We start from the raw sequence: 16,202 nt of genomic DNA on the forward strand, positions 1-16,202 counted from the left end.
TGCGCGAACTCCTCATGAGGTGGATGTACGGCCCGGTGATCAGGGCGGACGTGCGCCCCGGTGATCAAGGCGGGCGTGCGGCCCGGTGTGGATGTGCGACCGCCTCCCCACCACACGGGAGCAGGGAGGCGGCCTGGGAACGACGCGGGTCAGGCGAGGTCACGCTTGGCGGCGATCCTCGACGAGAGACCGAAGATGTCGATGAATCCCTGAGCCTTGGACTGGTCGAAGGTGTCGCCCGAGTCGTACGTCGCCAGGTTGAAGTCGTACAGGGACTGCTCCGAACACCGCCCGGTGACCACCGCGCGGCCACCGTGCAGCGTCATCCGGATGTCGCCGCTGACGTGCTGGTTGGCCTCCTCGATGAAGCCGTCCAGGGCCCGCTTGAGCGGGGAGAACCACAGGCCGTCGTAGACCAGCTCGCCCCAGCGCTGCTCGACCTGCCGCTTGTAGCGGGCCAGTTCGCGCTCGACGGTGACGTTCTCCAGCTCCTGGTGGGCGGTGATCAGCGCGATGGCGCCCGGCGCCTCGTACACCTCGCGGGACTTGATGCCCACCAGCCGGTCCTCGACCATGTCGATCCGGCCGACGCCCTGGGCGCCCGCCCGCTCGTTGAGCTGCTGGATGGCCTGCAGGACGGTGACGGGCTTGCCGTCGAGGGCGACCGGTACACCTTCCTTGAAGGTGACGATCACCTCGTCGGGCTCGCGGACGGCGGCCGGGTTCTCGGTGTACTCGTACACGTCCTCGATCGGCGCGTTCCAGATGTCCTCCAGGAAGCCGGTCTCCACGGCCCGCCCGAAGACGTTCTGGTCGATGGAGTAGGGCGACTTCTTGGTGGTCGTGATCGGCAGGCTCTTGGCCTCGCAGAACGCGATCGCCTTGTCCCGGGTCATCGCGTAGTCCCGCACGGGCGCGATGCAGTTCAGGCCGGGGGCCAGGGAGGCGATGCCGGCCTCGAACCGGACCTGGTCGTTGCCCTTGCCGGTGCAGCCGTGGGCGACGGTGGTGGCACCGTGCTTCTTGGCCGCGGCGACCAGGTGCTTGACGATGGTCGGCCGCGAGAGGGCGGAGACCAGCGGGTAGCGGTCCATGTAGAGGGCGTTGGCCTTGATCGCCGGGAGGCAGTACTCGTCGGCGAACTCGTCCTTGGCGTCGGCGACCTCGGCCTCCACCGCACCGCAGGCGAGCGCGCGCTTGCGGATGACGTCCAGGTCCTCGCCGCCCTGGCCGACGTCCACGGCGACGGCGATGACCTCGGCGCCCGTCTCCTCGGCGATCCAGCCGATGGCGACGGAGGTGTCCAGGCCGCCCGAGTAGGCGAGTACGACGCGCTCGGTCACGGGTTTCTCCTTACGGTGCGTGCATACGCTGATGGGTATAACTATGCAGAGCTCCGTATGTTCTGTCAACGCAACACGCGCCCTCCGGGTGAACGGCCGGCATCCGGCCCACAAGATCGCGGTGCCCCTCCGGGCGGCACGATCATGGTGATGCGCCCAAGACGCCCCAGCCCCTCCAAGGGAGAGCCGCCGTGCCGTACGCCACCGCTCCTGACACCACCCGCATCGCCTACCAGGTACGGGGCCAGGGCACCCCCCTGGTCCTGCTCTCCGGACAGGCCAACGACCACCACTGGTGGGACACCGTCCGCGACGACTTCCACCCGGCCCGCCGCACCGTCACGCTCGACTACCGCGGCACCGGCATGAGCGACAAGCCGGACCGCCCCTACAGCACCGAAGGCTTCGCCGAGGACGTGATCGCCGTACTGGACGATCTGGGCATCGGCCGCGCGGACGTGTACGGCACCTCCATGGGCGGCCGGGTGGCCCAGTGGGTCGCCGTACGGCACCCCCACCGCGTACGCCGTCTCGTCCTGGGCTGCACCTCCCCCGGCGGTCCGCACGGCGTCGAACGCGACCCGGCGGTCAGCACCGCCCTCTCCGACGCCGACCCGGCAGCGGCCCGCAGGACGCTGCTCGACCTGATGTACACCCCGGCGTGGCAGGCCCGGCAGCCCGGGCTCCTGGGCCGCTCCACCGTCCTCGGCGACCCGGCCATGCCCGCCCACGCCCGGCGGCGGCACCGCCTCGCCAGCGCGCGGCACGACGCCTGGGAGGCGCTAGGGCACGTCACGGCCCCCACCCTGGTGCTCCACGGCACCGACGACCGGTTCAACCCCACCGCCAACGCGCCTCTGCTCGCCGGCCGCATACCCGGCGCCCGGCTGCACCTCATACCGGACGCCCGGCACGCCTACTTCGAGGAGTTCCGCACCGTCGCGAGCCCGCTCGTCCTGGACTTCCTCGGCGCGCCGTAAGGACCTGCGGGGAGCCGGGCCAGGCTCCCCAAACCCCGGGGGAGGTCTTTTACGAACCCTCCCCCAGCACCTCCACCAGGACGGTCACATGACTCAAAGCGGTCTCCTTCGTAGCCGTCAGCAGCGTCAGCGGACCGGCCGCCGCCCGCTCCCGCAGTCCTGCGAGCGCTTCCGCGGCCGGGGAGGCGTCCAGTTCCCGCCGGTAGCGCCCGGCGAATTCCTCGTACCGCTCGGGACGGTGCCCGTACCAGGTACGCAGCTCCTTGGAGGGCGCGACGTCCTTGCACCACTCGTCCAGCCGAGCCGCATCCTTCGCCAGCCCGCGCGGCCACAGCCGGTCCACCAGCACCCGCGCGCCGTCCTCCGCCTCGGGCGGCTCGTACACGCGGCGCTGTCGGATCTCCCCACGGTGACCGGCCATGGCGCCATGGAACCACGCGTCCGCCCGGACCGCGCGGCCCTTCCCCGCCTCCTTACGGCGTGTCCCGGAGACCGTTTCCGGCCGTCCCGGCCCCCCGCCGAGCGGCCCCGCGAGCCGCCGAAAGCACCCCGCTTTGGATTCAGGGGCCCGGACAGGGTATTTTTCTTCTGCACGCCCCGTCCGGGGGAAAACCCGGGCGGAACGAGCATCGGGACGTGGCGCAGCTTGGTAGCGCACTTGACTGGGGGTCAAGGGGTCGCAGGTTCAAATCCTGTCGTCCCGACGGTGCCGGGAAGGCCCCGTCGGCCGGAAGAGATTCCGGTCGGCGGGGCCTTCTCGCTGTTCACGGCCTTCTCGCTGCTGCACGGAGGCCGGTCCTGGTCCCTGTGCCGGGGCTCGGTGGGCTGCCTCAGGCGGGCAGCCCGGTGTCGATGACGAAGCTGATCTCGATGACATTGAGGCGCTCGGCGAGCGCACCCTGCGCTTCAGTGAGCTGCGCGACGGGGTCGAGGGCATCAGCCACAAGATGCTCACCCAGAACCTGCGCATGCTGGAGCGGTACGGCCTGGTCGAGCGGACCGTGCACCCCACCGTGCCGCCGCGGGTCGAGTACGCCCTCACCGAGCCGGGCCGGGCGCGGGCATGCCGCCGGGCGCGGGCGATCAGGCCGGCGCACAGTGCTGACGGGCGCCCCCGTACGTACCCCTGACCCCCGCCACCGCCACCGCCAGTGCAGTGCGCGGGCGGTGGCGCAGGGGCGCGTTCCGTACGGTCCGCGCCGGATCAGCGGGCCTTTTGCGCCAGCCGCAGGAGGTGGTCGGCCAGCGCCTGGCCGCCGGCGGGGTCGCGGCTGATGAGCATCAGCGTGTCGTCGCCCGCGATCGTGCCGAGGACGTCGTGCAGCTCGGCCTGGTCGATGGCCGAGGCCAGGAACTGGGCGGCGCCGGGCGGGGTGCGCAGGACGACGAGGTTGGCGGACGCCTCGGCGGAGATCAGCAGCTCGCCGGAGAGGCGGCGCATCCGCTCCTCCTTGGCGGACTCCCCCAGCGGCGCCCGCGGCGTGCGGTCGCCGCCCTCGCTCGGTACGGCGTAGATCAGCTCACCACCGGTGTTGCGGATCTTGACCGCGCCCAGTTCGTCCAGGTCGCGGGAGAGTGTCGCCTGGGTGACGGACAGGCCGTCGTCGGCGAGCAGCTTGGCGAGCTGGCTCTGGGAGCGGACCGGCTGCCGGTTGAGGATGTCCACGATCCGTCGGTGTCGGGCGGTGCGGGTCTGCGGTACGGCGGGGCCGCCGTGCAGCACTTCGTTGTCCTGCGCCTCGGTCATCGTTGTCGTCAGTCTCCGGATCGTCGTTCCCCGCGTACCCCTAGGCGAGGGCCGCGTCGAGGACGGCGGGGAGCTTCCGGAGGAACGTATCCGCATCCTCGTCGGAGACGATCAGCGGCGGGGCGAGCCGGAGCACGTCCGGCGCGACCGCGTTCACCAGGAGACCCGCGTCCTGAGCCGCTTGCTGCGCCTGCGGCGCGAGGGGCTCGGTCAAGACGATACCCAGGAGGAGACCGGCGCCGCGGACCTGGCCGACCAGCCGGTGTCCCAGGGCCTCGATCCCGCCACGCAGCCGCTCCCCCACCCGCTTGACGTGGTCGAGCAGACCGTCGGCGGCGATGGTGTCCAGGACGGCGAGCGCGCCGGCGCACACGACCGGGTTGCCGCTGAACGTCGAGCCGTGCGCGCCGGGCGTGAGCAGCTCGGCGGCCGGACCGAAGGCGAGGGTGGCCCCGATGGGCAGGCCGCCGCCCAGCCCCTTGGCGAGGGTGACGACGTCCGCGTCCACGCCCTGCGCCTGGGACGCCAGCCAGTGGCCCGTACGGCCGATGCCGGTCTGGATCTCGTCCAGGACCAGCAGGGTCCCGGTGGCGCGGGTGATCTCGCGGGCGGCCCGGAGATAGTCCGGCGGCGGCAGGACGACGCCGTTCTCGCCCTGGACGGGTTCCAGGACGACCAGGGCGGTGTCGGTGGTGACGGCGGCCCGCAGCGCTTCGGCGTCCCCGTACGGGACGTGCTCGACGTCCCCCGGGAGCGGCCGGAAGGGCCCCTGCTTGGCGGGCTGGCCGGTCAGGGCGAGGGCGCCCATGGTACGGCCGTGGAAGCCGCCGGTCGCCGAGACCATGTGCCGGCGGCCCGTCAGCCTGCCGATCTTGAAAGCGGCCTCGTTGGCCTCGGCGCCGGAGTTGGAGAAGTAGACCCGGCCGCTGCGGCCGGTGAGCGCCAGGAGGCGTTCGGCCAGTGCGACGGTCGGCTCGCTGACGAAGAGGTTGGAGACGTGCCCGAGGGTGGCGATCTGGTCGGAGACGGCCCGTACGACGGCGGGGTGGGCGTGGCCGAGGGCGTTGACGGCGATACCGCCGAGGAAGTCGAGGTATTCCCTGCCGTCGGCGTCCCAGACCTTCACGCCCTCGCCCCGCACGAGCGCCAGACGGGGCGTGCCGAAGTTGTCCATCATGGCGCCCTGCCAGCGTCGGGTGAGGCCGCTGTTGGCCGGACCGCCGTGGTGGTGCTGGTGCGGGTGCTCGTGGTCGTTCATGCCGCTCCCTCGGTGGTACGTGGGCCTTGCTGCGTCGTCGTCAGCCGGGCCGGCCGGGGCCGGGGCCGCGCCCCCGGTTCCGGCTTCACGGCCGCGGCCTGCCCCTCGTACGCATCCGGCCCCGGGTCCGCGCCCGTACCCGCACCCGTACCTGCGCCCGCATCCACGTCCACATACGCGCTCACACCCCCGCCCGCATCCGCGGCCCCGTCCCTGTCCTTGTCCCTGTCCTGATCCTTGTCCGCGCCCGCGCCCGCTTCCGCGTCCGGGACGACCATCGTGCCGATGCCCTCGTCCGTGAAGATCTCCAGCAGGATCGCGTGCTGCACCCGCCCGTCGATGACCCGGGCGGTGTGCACCCCGTTGCGGACCGCGAACAGGCAGCCCTCCATCTTGGGCACCATGCCGCTGGCCAGTTCGGGCAGCAGGTCCTCCAGCTCGGAGGCGGTCAGCCGGGAGATCACCTCGTCGCTGTGCGGCCAGTCCTCGTACAGGCCCTCGACGTCGGTGAGGACCATCAGCGTCTCGGCGCCGAGCGCGGCGGCCAGCGCCGCGGCGGCGGTGTCGGCGTTGACGTTGTAGACGCCCGCCGCGTCACCGGGGTCGGCGCTGCGGGCGATCGAGGAGATGACCGGGATCCGCCCGTCGTCCAGGAGCGTCTGTACGGCTCCGGGCTCGATACCGGTGATCTCGCCGACCCGTCCGATGTCCACCCGCTCGCCGTCGACCTCGGCGTAGTGCTTGGTCGCGGTCATCAGGTGGGCGTCCTCGCCGGTCATGCCGACGGCGAGCGGGCCGTGCTCGTTGAGCAGCCCGACCAGCTCACGCTGCACCTGCCCGGCCAGCACCATCCGTACGACGTCCATCGCCTCCGGCGTGGTGACCCGCAGGCCCGCCGTGAACTGCGACTCCAGGCCCAGCCGGTCGAGCTGGGCGCTGATCTGGGGACCGCCGCCGTGGACGACGACGGGCCGCAGCCCCGCGTGCCGCAGGAAGACGACGTCCTGCGCGAAGGCGGCCTTGAGCTCGTCGTCCACCATCGCGTTGCCGCCGAACTTGATGACGACCGTCTTGCCGTGGTGCCGGGTCAGCCAGGGCAGCGCCTCGATGAGGGTGCGGGCCTTGGGGAGCGCGGTGTGCTTGCGCGCACCGGTGTGTTCGCGCGTGCCGGTGTGTTCGCGCGTGCCCGCGTGCCGGTGAGTACCGGTGTCCTTTGGCGTGCTCATGAGGAGTACGCGCTGTTCTCGTGGACGTACTCGGCGGTGAGGTCGTTGGTCCACACGACGGCGGACTCGCCGCCCGCGGAGAGGTCGGCGGTGATCCGTACCTCCCGGTAGCGCATGTCGACCAGGTCGCGGTCCTCGCCCACCGAACCGTTCTTGCAGACCCAGACGTCGTTGATGGCGACGTGCAGCCGGTCGGGGTCGAAGGCGGCGGACGTGGTGCCGATGGCGGACAGCACCCGGCCCCAGTTGGGGTCCTCGCCGTGGATCGCGCACTTCAGCAGGTTGTTCCGGGCGATCGAGCGCCCCACCTCCACCGCGTCGTCCTCGCTCGCCGCGTTGATCACCTCGATCCGGATGTCCTTGCTGGCGCCCTCGGCGTCACCGATGAGCTGGCGTGCCAGGTCCTCGCAGACGGCCCGTACGGCTTCGGCGAAGGCCCCGGCCTCCGGTGCGATGCCCGACGCCCCGGAGGCGAGCAGCAGCACGGTGTCGTTGGTGGACATGCAGCCGTCGGAGTCGACCCGGTCGAAGGTCTGCCGGGTCGCGGCGCGCAGGGCGGTGTCCAGCGCGGGCGCCGGGAGGTCGGCGTCGGTGGTCAGGACGACGAGCATGGTGGCCAGGCCCGGGGCGAGCATGCCGGCGCCCTTGGCCATGCCGCCGACCGTCCAGCCGTCACCGCCGGCGACCGCGGTCTTGTGCAGGGTGTCGGTGGTCTTGATGGCGATGGCGGCCTTCTCGCCGCCGTGCGCGCTCAGTTCGGCGGCGGCCTTGTCCAGCCCCGGCAGCAGCTTGTCCATCGGCAGATGGACGCCGATCAGACCGGTCGAAGCGACAGCGACCTCCCCTGCGCCCACACCGAGAACCTCCGCCGCCCGCTCGGCGGTGGCGTGGGTGTCCTGGAACCCCTTGGGGCCCGTACAGGCGTTGGCGCCGCCGGAGTTCAGGACGACGGCGTCGACCCGGCCGCCCTTGAGGACCTGCTCGGACCACAGGACGGGAGCCGCCTTGACGCGGTTGGAGGTGAAGACGCCGGCGGCGTCCCGTCGCGGCCCGTTGTTCACGACCAGTGCGAGATCCGGTTTGCCGTTCTCCTTGATTCCGGCGGCGATGCCCGCCGCCGTGAACCCCTGTGCTGCCGTGACACTCACGGTGCGACTCCGATCGTGGAAAGCCCCAGCTCCTCGGGGAGGCCGAGGGCGATGTTCATGCTCTGCACCGCGCCACCCGCGGTGCCCTTGGTCAGGTTGTCGATGGCGCTGATCGCGATGATCCGGCCGGCCGCCTCGTCCAGGGTCACCTGGACGTGGGCGGCGTTGGACCCGTACACGGCGGCCGTGGACGGCCACCGCCCCTCGGGCAGGAGGTGGACGAACGCCTCGTCGGCCAGCGCCTTTTCGTACGCGTCCCGTACGTCCTGCCCGGTGACGCCCGGCCGGGCCTTGGCGCTGCACGTGGCGAGGATCCCGCGCGCCATCGGCGCCAGCGTCGGCGTGAAGGAAACCCCCACCGCCTCACCGGCCACACCACTGAGGTTCTGCACCATCTCCGGCGTGTGCCGATGTCCTCCCCCGACCCCGTACGGGCTCATGGCCCCCATCACCTCGCTGCCGAGCAGATGGGCCTTGGGCGCCTTGCCCGCACCCGAGGTCCCCGACGCCGCGACGACCACCGCCTCCGGCTCGGCGAGCCCGGCCCCGTACGCCGGGAAGAGCGCGAGCGTGACGGCCGTGGGATAACACCCCGGAACCGCGACGCGCCGGGCCCCGCGCAGCGCCTCACGGGCCCCGGGCAGTTCGGGGAGCCCGTACGGCCAGGTGCCCGCGTGCGGCGAACCGTAGAACTTCTCCCAGTCGGCACCGTCGCGCAGCCGGAAGTCCGCCCCGCAGTCCACGACGAGGACATCCGGCCCCAGCTCCCGCGCGACCTCGGCCGACCGCCCGTGCGGCAACGCCAGGAACACCACGTCATGCCCGGCCAGCGCCTCAGCGGTGGTCGGCGCCAGCTCCCTTCCGGCCAACGGCAGCAGATGCGGCTGCACCGCCCCCAGCCGCTGACCCGCACTGGCATTCCCGGTCACCGCCCCGACCTCCACCCCGGGGTGCCCCAGCAACAGCCGCAGAACCTCCCCACCCGCATACCCACTGCCCCCGGCCACCGCCGCCCGCACCGTCATGAACCCTCCTCGCCGATGGCATGACTATACGCATCTTGGAAGCTTTATGCAATGGCATGCATGACGGGAGACAGAGGGGACTGTGACTGCGACTTTTAGTTGGCGGATGCGAGTTCTAGTTGGCGGATCTTGGTCTCGTAACGCTGTGTTGTGACCAGTTCCGAAGAACTGCCTTCTTCGTCGACCGAGGAGTGCTGCTGTGTGTGAGTGGCCGAGGTAACGCAGGCGAAGATCCCGTCGGATTCAAGTCATCTGGACCAGCTTGTCACGGTGTACGCCGGGGACGCCGGTCTGCGGCATCGACTGAGGCTCGGGGATGAGTGGGTACGTCGGTGGAGCTCGACGTGGCGGGTCGGTACAGGGGAGGTCTGCTGGCCGATCCGGGATATGGCTCACGTACCGGTGCTGTCGTCCCGTCCGATGCGGGGGTTCACGTGGCGGGCGAAGCAGCGGCATCGCCCTGGGCTTGAGGTGATGGCCTCGACGGGCAGGAAGCATGGTTTCGAGTCGTTGGAGGAGATGCGGCTGCTGGTCGCGTTGGACTTCTTAGGGGCGTCGGAGGTGCTGTCGCAGCCGTTCCGGCTGGATTTCGAGCATGTAGGCGGACAGGCCTGGCACATCCCGGACTACCTGGCCGTGATCGGGGGCGGGATGTGGTTGCTGGACGTGCGCCCGATGGAGCTGATCAAAGAAGAGGACGCGCTGAAGTTCGCGGCGGCCAGGGAAGTGGCGGCGGCCTGCGGCTGGCGGTACTCGGTGGTCGCGGGCTGGCGCCCGCATGTCTGGAGCGTCCTTGATCACATGTCCTCGCGCCGACGGCCGGCGAGGGACCTGCTTGGCATGCACGACCAGTTGCTCTCCGTCATCGGCGGGCAGCAGGGGCGGGCGATGACGTTCTCCGAGCTGGCGGACGCGACCAGCGTGCCGTCCGTTGGCCGGGCGAACATCGTCCGGCTGCTTTGGCAGCGCGAGCTCGGCGTTGACCTGGGCAGTCCCCTGCGCGACAGCTCGCTGATCTGGGCGGCGTGATGGCAGCGAGGGGCTTCTTGCAGATCGCGCCGGGCAGACGGGTCACGCTCAACGGCGTCGAGTGGACGATCGAAGACGTCCACGGTCAGTTCGGTCGGCTCGTCTCGTGGGTGACGACGGCCGCACGGAGACCCGCTCGTTCCGCTGGCTCCTCAACCATCCCGATCTGCGGCTCCTGCCGACGGTCGAAGAGTCGAGTCGCCCGTCGCCGGTCTCCCGGCAGCCGAGGATACTGGCCGACCTGACAAAGGACCAGCTGGAGCGGGCCCGGCTGAGGGCTGCGCACGTGCTGGAAGCCGAGACGGGATTCCGAGAAGGCCACCCGGCTCGGGCCCTGCCGGGTGAGCCCCGGCCCGCCTACGATCCGGACCGCACGACGCTGACCCAGCGCCGCTACGCGAAGGCCGCGGAGATAAAGGCGATGCCCCGCCCGGAAGCGGTCCTGCTCGGTCTGCAGCACCTCAGCTACCGGACACTGGAGCGCCTGTCGGCACTTTCGGGCGACAGTCTTCTGCTGGCCTGCGCGGACGGGCGCTGGACACGGCGACGCAGCGGCCACCGCAGCATCACCGAGGAAGTCCGCGAGGCGATCTTCGCCGTCAAGGCCGAGTGCAGCGAACGCGCCCGTCTGAGTATGTCCGCCAGGCACCGGTTGATGCACCAGTACATGCGCGAGCGGTTCCCCGCGTTTCCGGCCAAGAAGATCCCTTCCCGCTCGACGCTCGATCACGTCTGGGCGGAGTGGTTCAGCCCCGGCGGAGCCCAGCCACGTTACGCGCGGACGGCCGAGGCCGCCGCGGAGGCCGGTGTGTCCGGCCGGATGGTGGTGCACCGGCCGGGCCAGGTTCTGGTGCTGGACTCGACCCCAATGCCGGTGAAACTGCGCGAGACCGTGTTCGGTGACGCGGTCACCGCGACGTTGACCCTCGCGCTCGATCTCTACACGCACGGGCTGCCGGCCTTCCGGCTCACCCTGCAGTCCGACACCTCAGTCGACGTCGCGATGCTGCTGCGGGACGTGATGCTGCCGCTTCCGATGCGGGACGGCTGGGGCGAGGACATGGAATGGCCCTACGCCGGAGTCCCGGCCGAGGTGATCGCCGAGTTCACCGGGCACAAGGTCGCCGCTCTGCCGTTCTTCGCCCCAGAGACGGTCACCACCGACCACGGCGGCCCCTACAAGAACCACGACCTCGTGGAGGCCGAGCGGGAGATCGGCTGCCGGATCCTTCCTGCCCGCGTCCTGCGCCAGACCGACAAATTCGCGGTCGAACGCCAATTTCACACCGTCCAGACCATGCTCTTCGAACACCTACTGGGCTTCACCGGCGGCGACGTCGCAGACCGCGGGGCCGACCCGGAACGCGACGCAAGCCTCACGCTCGACCAGGCCGAGCACATCATCGCGACCTGGATCGTCCAGATCTGGCAAAACCGCAAACTAGGTGAATACGCCCCGAGTTGGGCACCGGGTGAGGACCACAGCCCCAACACCCTGTTCGCCGCGGCGATGGAACAGGGCGGCTTCGACCTGGACTTCCCCGAACCGAGCTTCTACTACAAGGTCCTGCGCAAGCATCACGTGAAGATCCATCCGCGTCGCGGGGTGAAGATCCTCGGGCTTTGGTATCACCACCCGGTCCTCGACGAGCCGCGCTTCCAGCAACCCTCCACCCGAGGCGGCACGCACGCGGATCAGTGGGTAGTCCGCAGTGACCGAAGGGACCGCCGGCAGGTGTTCCTCCAGGACGATGCCAACCATGAGACCTGGCACACCCTGCGCTGGCGAGGGCTGCCGCCCGACGGGGAGATCCCCGCCTTCTCGGACAAGACCGCCGGCGCCCTTCTGGCACAGGTGAAAGCGAACAACATCAGGATCCACTCCGAGAGCGAGCTCTTGGAACATCTGCTGGGGATCCTCGGCTCGGTCACCCCCGTCGACCAGTGGCCCAGCCAGGCCAAGAAGAAGGCCGGGAAGAAGCGCCGCGTCGCCCAGGCCCGCGAGATCACCCGAGCACAGGCCGCGGCGGCCGACCGCCCCGCCGCACCGGCCCCCGCAGACGAGCAGGTCCCGACCGCGATGCCCGCGGCCTGGGCCAAGCACGCTCGCACGATCGACCGCGCGGTCGACGCCGACCGTCGTCGGCGACGCGAAGAAGCTCTCGCCGGAACCAGGCCCGTCGCTCCCGCAACGCTGCACGAGGCCCTGAGCCGACGTCCCATGTTCCGGCTTCCGCCCTCCGACGGCCCGGAAGCTGAGACGGCTGTCCGGGAGGACGACACGTGACCCAATCTCACTCTCGCGATGACCCGGTGGAGGGCCTGCCGTCACGGGCCAGGATCGCCGAGTTGATCCTGGGCAGCCGCCCTCCGCTCGACACCTACATCGGCTGGCAGCATTACCGCACCCACCGCGGCCTGCTCGTCCCTGCCTCCGTGATCCCGCCGCAGCAGTGGTCGATGCTCCCTGAGAGCCGCCAGTACGACTACGACCTCTACCGAGAGCTGACGAACGCGAACCTTCCGCTGCAGGACACCCCCATGCACGACAAGGTCGGCAGGCTGATCCGGCGCCGGTTGAGCGGAAACACGAGGAAGAAGAACGACCCGACCCGCGCCGGCGTCATGGTCAGCGGCTGGGGCAACTACGGCAAGACCGCGTCTGTCTGCTCAGCCGGGGCCGTCTTCGAAGACCAGTGGCTAAGACTGCACGGCGCCCTCAACCCCGGAACTCTGCCGGGCTCTCGGGACCTGCACGCGCCGGTCGTCTATGTCTCGACCCCGGTGACAGCGACCCCGAAGAGCCTCTGCGCATCGATCCTGGGCTTTTTCCGGGCCCCGACCCGCAAGTCGGCCACGCTGCCGGAACTGGTACGGCAGGTCGCCGACTCCCTCCACGACCATGGCGTCAAAGCGCTGGTTCTCGACGACATCAGCCGACTGAGAATGCACAGGGCCGACGACCAGGACGTCCTCGACTTGGTGCGGGCCTTCATGAGCCTGGACGTCACCCTGATCCTGACCGGCGTCAACATCCCCGGCATCGGGCTGCTGCGCGAGGCCACGTGGAACAAGAAGACGCGGCAGTGGGAGATGCCGCCGCTGGAGTCGACCCGCATCCACGGCCTGGAGATCACCCAGACCGAGCACCGCTTCGAGCTCATCGAACTCGACTGCTTCCGCTACGCCACCCCGGAGCAGATCCACGCCTTCGTCAACCACCTGGATGGGATTGAACGGCACTTGCGGCTGTTGAACGCGACGGAGGGCATGCTCACCGCCGGCACCATGCCGGAGTATTTGATGCGCCGCACCGGTGGCGTCGTCGGCCTGCTGGGACGCCTACTTGAGGACGGCGCCCAGGAGGCCATGGAGTCCGGGAAAGAGCTGATCGACGAGAGCCTGCTGGACGAAATCATGCTCCGCCGGGACGAGCCCGAGCATGCGCCGGACGAGCCCGTGATCCCACCGCCAGACCCACCGACCGCCGAGAAGAAGCCTTCGCAGGCGAAACGGCCACGGAACACCACCTTCGATGACCACGGCCCTCAGGCCGATGCGGCAGGGTGACATATGAGACGACCCGCCGACCCGCTGCCCAGGAGCTTCGAACCGGTGTCAGGAGAGTCCCTGGTCAGCTACCTGCTTCGGCTCGGGCACCGTCTCAATCTCTCACCTCTGCACCTGATCCGTGCGGCGGGCTGGACCGAGCGCGCTCACCCACATCACGTCCCCGGCCGTCTGCTGCTGGACCTCCCCAGGCCACAGGCCGACGCCTTCGCCCGGCTGACGAGGCAGACAGTCGGGGAGGTCACGGCACTGACGCTGACACAGTGGCGGAACCGATATCCGCCGATTGCCCGGTCTACTCCCAGCCCAGGACGTCAACTGAGGCCGGACGCATGGCTCTTCGTCGGCTCTCCGCGGTTCTGTCCCTCCTGCCTGGCGGGCGACGGCACTCCGGCCCAACAACTGCACGGCGGCCCCTGGCGCAAGCTCTGGCACCTGCCCGTCGTCTTCGCCTGCGTCGAGCATCAGACCTACCTGCAGGCGGGCTGCCCGCACTGTGGTCAGCCTCGCAACTCATCAGGGCATCTGATTCAGCGGGTCAACGACCACACCCTGCATCCAGCGCGATGCCGGTGGACGATCGACACCCAGACGCAGAAGAGGAAATCCCGAGCTTGCGCCAGCCGACTGGATCAGCTTGTCGCCCGCGCACGCGATGACCTGTCACAACCGACTGCAGACGTCCTCCGCTTCCAAGAATCCCTCCTTGCCCGCCTGGCACCGCCGGCTCCAGCCACGGACGCGTCCCAGTACTTCACCGATCTCCGACTGATCGCCACTTTGATCATCACCTCATGGCCGCAAGGCAAGCACCTGTTCGACGCCGCCTCCGCCGAAGGGATCGACTCCTATGTCCGCGTCCTGAATGCCAGTGCTGGCACGAGGCTCGGGCGCCGGATCATCGACGCGCCACCGCCTCGCGACCCAGTCGCCTGTTCCGTCCTGCTGAAGGTCGCACAGCGTGTCCTTGCCGCGGATGACCTCTCTGTGTTTCTGTCACGGTTCCTCCAGGCCGCCTTCAACGGCAAGCCGAGCCAGACGCCATGGGCCCTCTTGCTGGCCCGGCATGAGAATGACTGTTCCGAGCGGCTACGTGAAGCCGCTGAGCCCGTGACGCGAGCATTCCGAAAGGTCGGCGGTCGCCGAGGCACCCGGGCACCAGTGCGTGATGACTACCGTCCCGAACACATCCCGGCGTTCTTGGAGTCGAACTGGCACCAACGTCACCTTGCCCATCTGTCCGACCAAGCACCCAAGCTCATACGACGAGCTGCCGCGGTCCGGCTCGTTCAATGGGCCATGGGCGGCTCCCAAGGAGACGCCACAACGTTCCTCGGCATCAACCCCGACCGACTACAGTTCAAAACAGCCAGCAGCGCTTGGCTTTGGGGACGAGTGCGATGTGATCCCATTGCTTTCGACGCAGCCCTCCGTGAGCTCGCCTCAGAGCTGCGGAGGCATCCGCGATCGCTCATCGACTACCAGCGCAGACGCAGTGTCCTTCAACACTGGGTGCTGGATCGTGAGACCTGGGATGCCTTGGTCAGCGAACTCCCGCCCGTTACCGGCCCGATCCGTCCCGTGGTCGATAACCGCAAGCGCCAAGATGCCTCCGTGTTCATCTGGACACAGGTCACACAAGGTGAACACCTCTACGCTCCCCGTCCTATCGAAGCCGCGCAGCCTGAGCAAATCCAACAGGCATGGACGTTGCGTCGGAACACCACCTGGTTCCAGCTCACCCGCCCTGATCCGATGGGCCACTACGCTCAACTGCGCAAATCCCTTGCTGAGTACGCTCAGCGACTTGCCCGGGACATCGACTCAGGAGCTGGTCCCACCCAGAGCAGCAGACCCCCGGACACTCACGCCCAGTGAGCATCCACGGTCATGATCCGCCAACTGTCCCTTTCAAGACCCGCCAACAATAATTCTCAAGGCGCCCCTGACCTCCAGGTTTCAAAGCATGATCCGCCAACTAAAAATCGCAGTCACAGGGACCGTGACGACGGCCTGTAGCCCATTGAGTACGCGGACCGATTCGCCCGGAACATCGATGCCGGCGACCCGCTCACACAGTGGTGCGGTGCCAGAGTTATTCGCTCGCGCGACGTGCCGCGCGGTGGTTGACTCCCCCGTCGTGAGCGGACTCAACGACCCTGCATTCTTTGACCGTTACGCCCACGAATACGACGAGCGGGACGCCTACGAACCGACGCAGGCCGTCGACTTCCTGGCCGGGCTGATCCCGGCGGACGGGCGCGCCCTGGAACTCGCGATCGGCACGGGCCGAGTGGCACTTCCCCTGGCCGCACGGGGGATCGCCCTCGAAGGAATCGACGGCTCGCCCGCCATGGTCGAGCAGCTACGCGCGAAGCCCGGCGGCTCGGAGATCCCCGTGACGATCGGCGACATGGCCGACGTGGCGGTGGACGGCCCCTTCCAGATGTCGTACCTGGTCTTCAACACACTGTTCAACCTGCCCAGTCAGGCACGCCAGGTCGATTGCTTCCGCAACGTCGCCAAGGTCCTCGCGCCCGGCGGACTGTTCGTCATCTAGTGTTTCATCCAGGATCTGACCGAGTTCGACCGCCATCAGCGGGTCGCCACCCGCGCCCTGGCCGAAGGTGCGGTGAACATGGAGTTCCTGCTCCACGATCCCGTGGAACAGGCGGTCACCTATCAGCGCGTGGCGTTCGACGCGAAGGGCACCACGCTGCGACCGCTGCGGCTCCGCTACTGCTGGCCGAGCGAGCTGGACCTGATGGCCCAGCTCGCCGGCCTGCGTCTACGCGAGCGCTACACCGACTGGGATCGCAGCCCCTTCACCGCGGCCAGCCGCAGGCACGTGTCGGTCTACGAGAAGCTGTGACAGA

The 16,202-nt window shown here is 69.4% G+C and carries 13 protein-coding genes, 1 tRNA gene and 2 pseudogenes; 9 read left to right on the plus strand and 7 right to left on the minus strand.

What is annotated here, in order from left to right; all coding sequences use genetic code 11:
- Nucleotides 1–149: 149 nt before the first annotated feature.
- Nucleotides 150–1,343, minus strand: coding sequence for an argininosuccinate synthase (locus KGS77_RS04795; RefSeq protein WP_242578828.1), 1,194 nt, complete (start codon nt 1,341–1,343; stop codon nt 150–152).
- Nucleotides 1,344–1,534: 191 nt separating this feature from the next.
- Between KGS77_RS04795 and KGS77_RS04800 the strand changes: the two genes are divergently transcribed.
- Nucleotides 1,535–2,323 (plus strand): alpha/beta fold hydrolase, encoded by a 789-nt coding sequence (locus tag KGS77_RS04800; RefSeq protein ID WP_242578829.1) that lies wholly within the window; start codon nt 1,535–1,537, stop codon nt 2,321–2,323.
- A gap of 49 nt (nt 2,324–2,372) precedes the next feature.
- On the opposite strand, the gene KGS77_RS04805 is transcribed toward KGS77_RS04800, so the two are convergent.
- Entirely contained in the window at nt 2,373–2,744 is a 372-nt protein-coding gene (locus KGS77_RS04805) for a DUF488 family protein (RefSeq protein WP_242578830.1), read from the minus strand.
- Nucleotides 2,745–2,953: 209 nt separating this feature from the next.
- On the opposite strand from KGS77_RS04805, the gene KGS77_RS04810 reads away from it, so the two are divergent.
- Nucleotides 2,954–3,027 (plus strand) — tRNA-Pro (locus tag KGS77_RS04810).
- Between the two features lie 171 nt (nt 3,028–3,198).
- Nucleotides 3,199–3,381: pseudogene (locus tag KGS77_RS04815) on the plus strand (helix-turn-helix domain-containing protein); the annotation flags it as partial.
- A gap of 146 nt (nt 3,382–3,527) precedes the next feature.
- Here the strand turns inward: KGS77_RS04815 and KGS77_RS04820 are convergent.
- The 5 genes and pseudogenes from KGS77_RS04820 to argC all read right to left on the minus strand — a co-directional run bounded on the left by KGS77_RS04820 (nt 3,528) and on the right by argC (nt 8,727).
- Nucleotides 3,528–4,070 (minus strand): arginine repressor, encoded by a 543-nt coding sequence (locus KGS77_RS04820; RefSeq protein WP_242578831.1) that lies wholly within the window; start codon nt 4,068–4,070, stop codon nt 3,528–3,530.
- Between the two features lie 40 nt (nt 4,071–4,110).
- Nucleotides 4,111–5,328, minus strand: a complete 1,218-nt coding sequence (locus tag KGS77_RS04825) for an acetylornithine transaminase (RefSeq protein WP_242578832.1) — start codon at nt 5,326–5,328, stop codon at nt 4,111–4,113.
- A gap of 263 nt (nt 5,329–5,591) precedes the next feature.
- Nucleotides 5,592–6,437: pseudogene (gene argB / locus KGS77_RS04830) on the minus strand (acetylglutamate kinase); the annotation flags it as partial.
- A 113-nt stretch (nt 6,438–6,550) separates the two neighbouring features.
- Entirely contained in the window at nt 6,551–7,702 is a 1,152-nt protein-coding gene (argJ, locus tag KGS77_RS04835; protein ID WP_242578833.1) for a bifunctional glutamate N-acetyltransferase/amino-acid acetyltransferase ArgJ, read from the minus strand.
- Nucleotides 7,699–8,727: an N-acetyl-gamma-glutamyl-phosphate reductase gene (gene argC / locus KGS77_RS04840; RefSeq protein WP_242578834.1), complete on the minus strand. Its 1,029-nt coding sequence runs from the start codon at nt 8,725–8,727 to the stop codon at nt 7,699–7,701. Before argC ends, argJ begins: the two co-directional genes overlap by 4 nt.
- A gap of 420 nt (nt 8,728–9,147) precedes the next feature.
- On the opposite strand from argC, the gene KGS77_RS04845 reads away from it, so the two are divergent.
- From KGS77_RS04845 to KGS77_RS04870, 6 genes are all read left to right on the plus strand, one after another.
- Nucleotides 9,148–9,756, plus strand: a complete 609-nt coding sequence (locus tag KGS77_RS04845) for a hypothetical protein (RefSeq protein WP_242587295.1) — start codon at nt 9,148–9,150, stop codon at nt 9,754–9,756.
- 106 nt (nt 9,757–9,862) lie between these two features.
- Nucleotides 9,863–12,043 carry a transposase gene (locus tag KGS77_RS04850; protein ID WP_242578835.1) on the plus strand — a complete coding sequence of 727 codons (2,181 nt, stop codon included), beginning with the start codon at nt 9,863–9,865 and terminating at the stop codon, nt 12,041–12,043.
- 62 nt (nt 12,044–12,105) lie between these two features.
- Entirely contained in the window at nt 12,106–13,326 is a 1,221-nt protein-coding gene (locus KGS77_RS04855; RefSeq protein WP_242578836.1) for a TniB family NTP-binding protein, read from the plus strand.
- Between the two features lie 3 nt (nt 13,327–13,329).
- On the plus strand, nt 13,330–15,204 hold the full coding sequence (locus tag KGS77_RS04860) for a TniQ family protein (RefSeq protein WP_277994184.1): 1,875 nt from the start codon (nt 13,330–13,332) through the stop codon (nt 15,202–15,204).
- A gap of 262 nt (nt 15,205–15,466) precedes the next feature.
- Nucleotides 15,467–15,886, plus strand: coding sequence for a class I SAM-dependent methyltransferase (locus KGS77_RS04865; RefSeq protein ID WP_242578838.1), 420 nt, complete (start codon nt 15,467–15,469; stop codon nt 15,884–15,886).
- Between the two features lie 72 nt (nt 15,887–15,958).
- A complete protein-coding gene (locus tag KGS77_RS04870) occupies nt 15,959–16,198 on the plus strand; it encodes a hypothetical protein (RefSeq protein WP_242578839.1) in 240 nt (79 codons plus the stop codon).
- Nucleotides 16,199–16,202 lie beyond the last annotated feature (4 nt).

The organism is Streptomyces sp. MST-110588 (genome assembly GCF_022695595.1).
GTDB lineage: Bacteria > Actinomycetota > Actinomycetes > Streptomycetales > Streptomycetaceae > Streptomyces.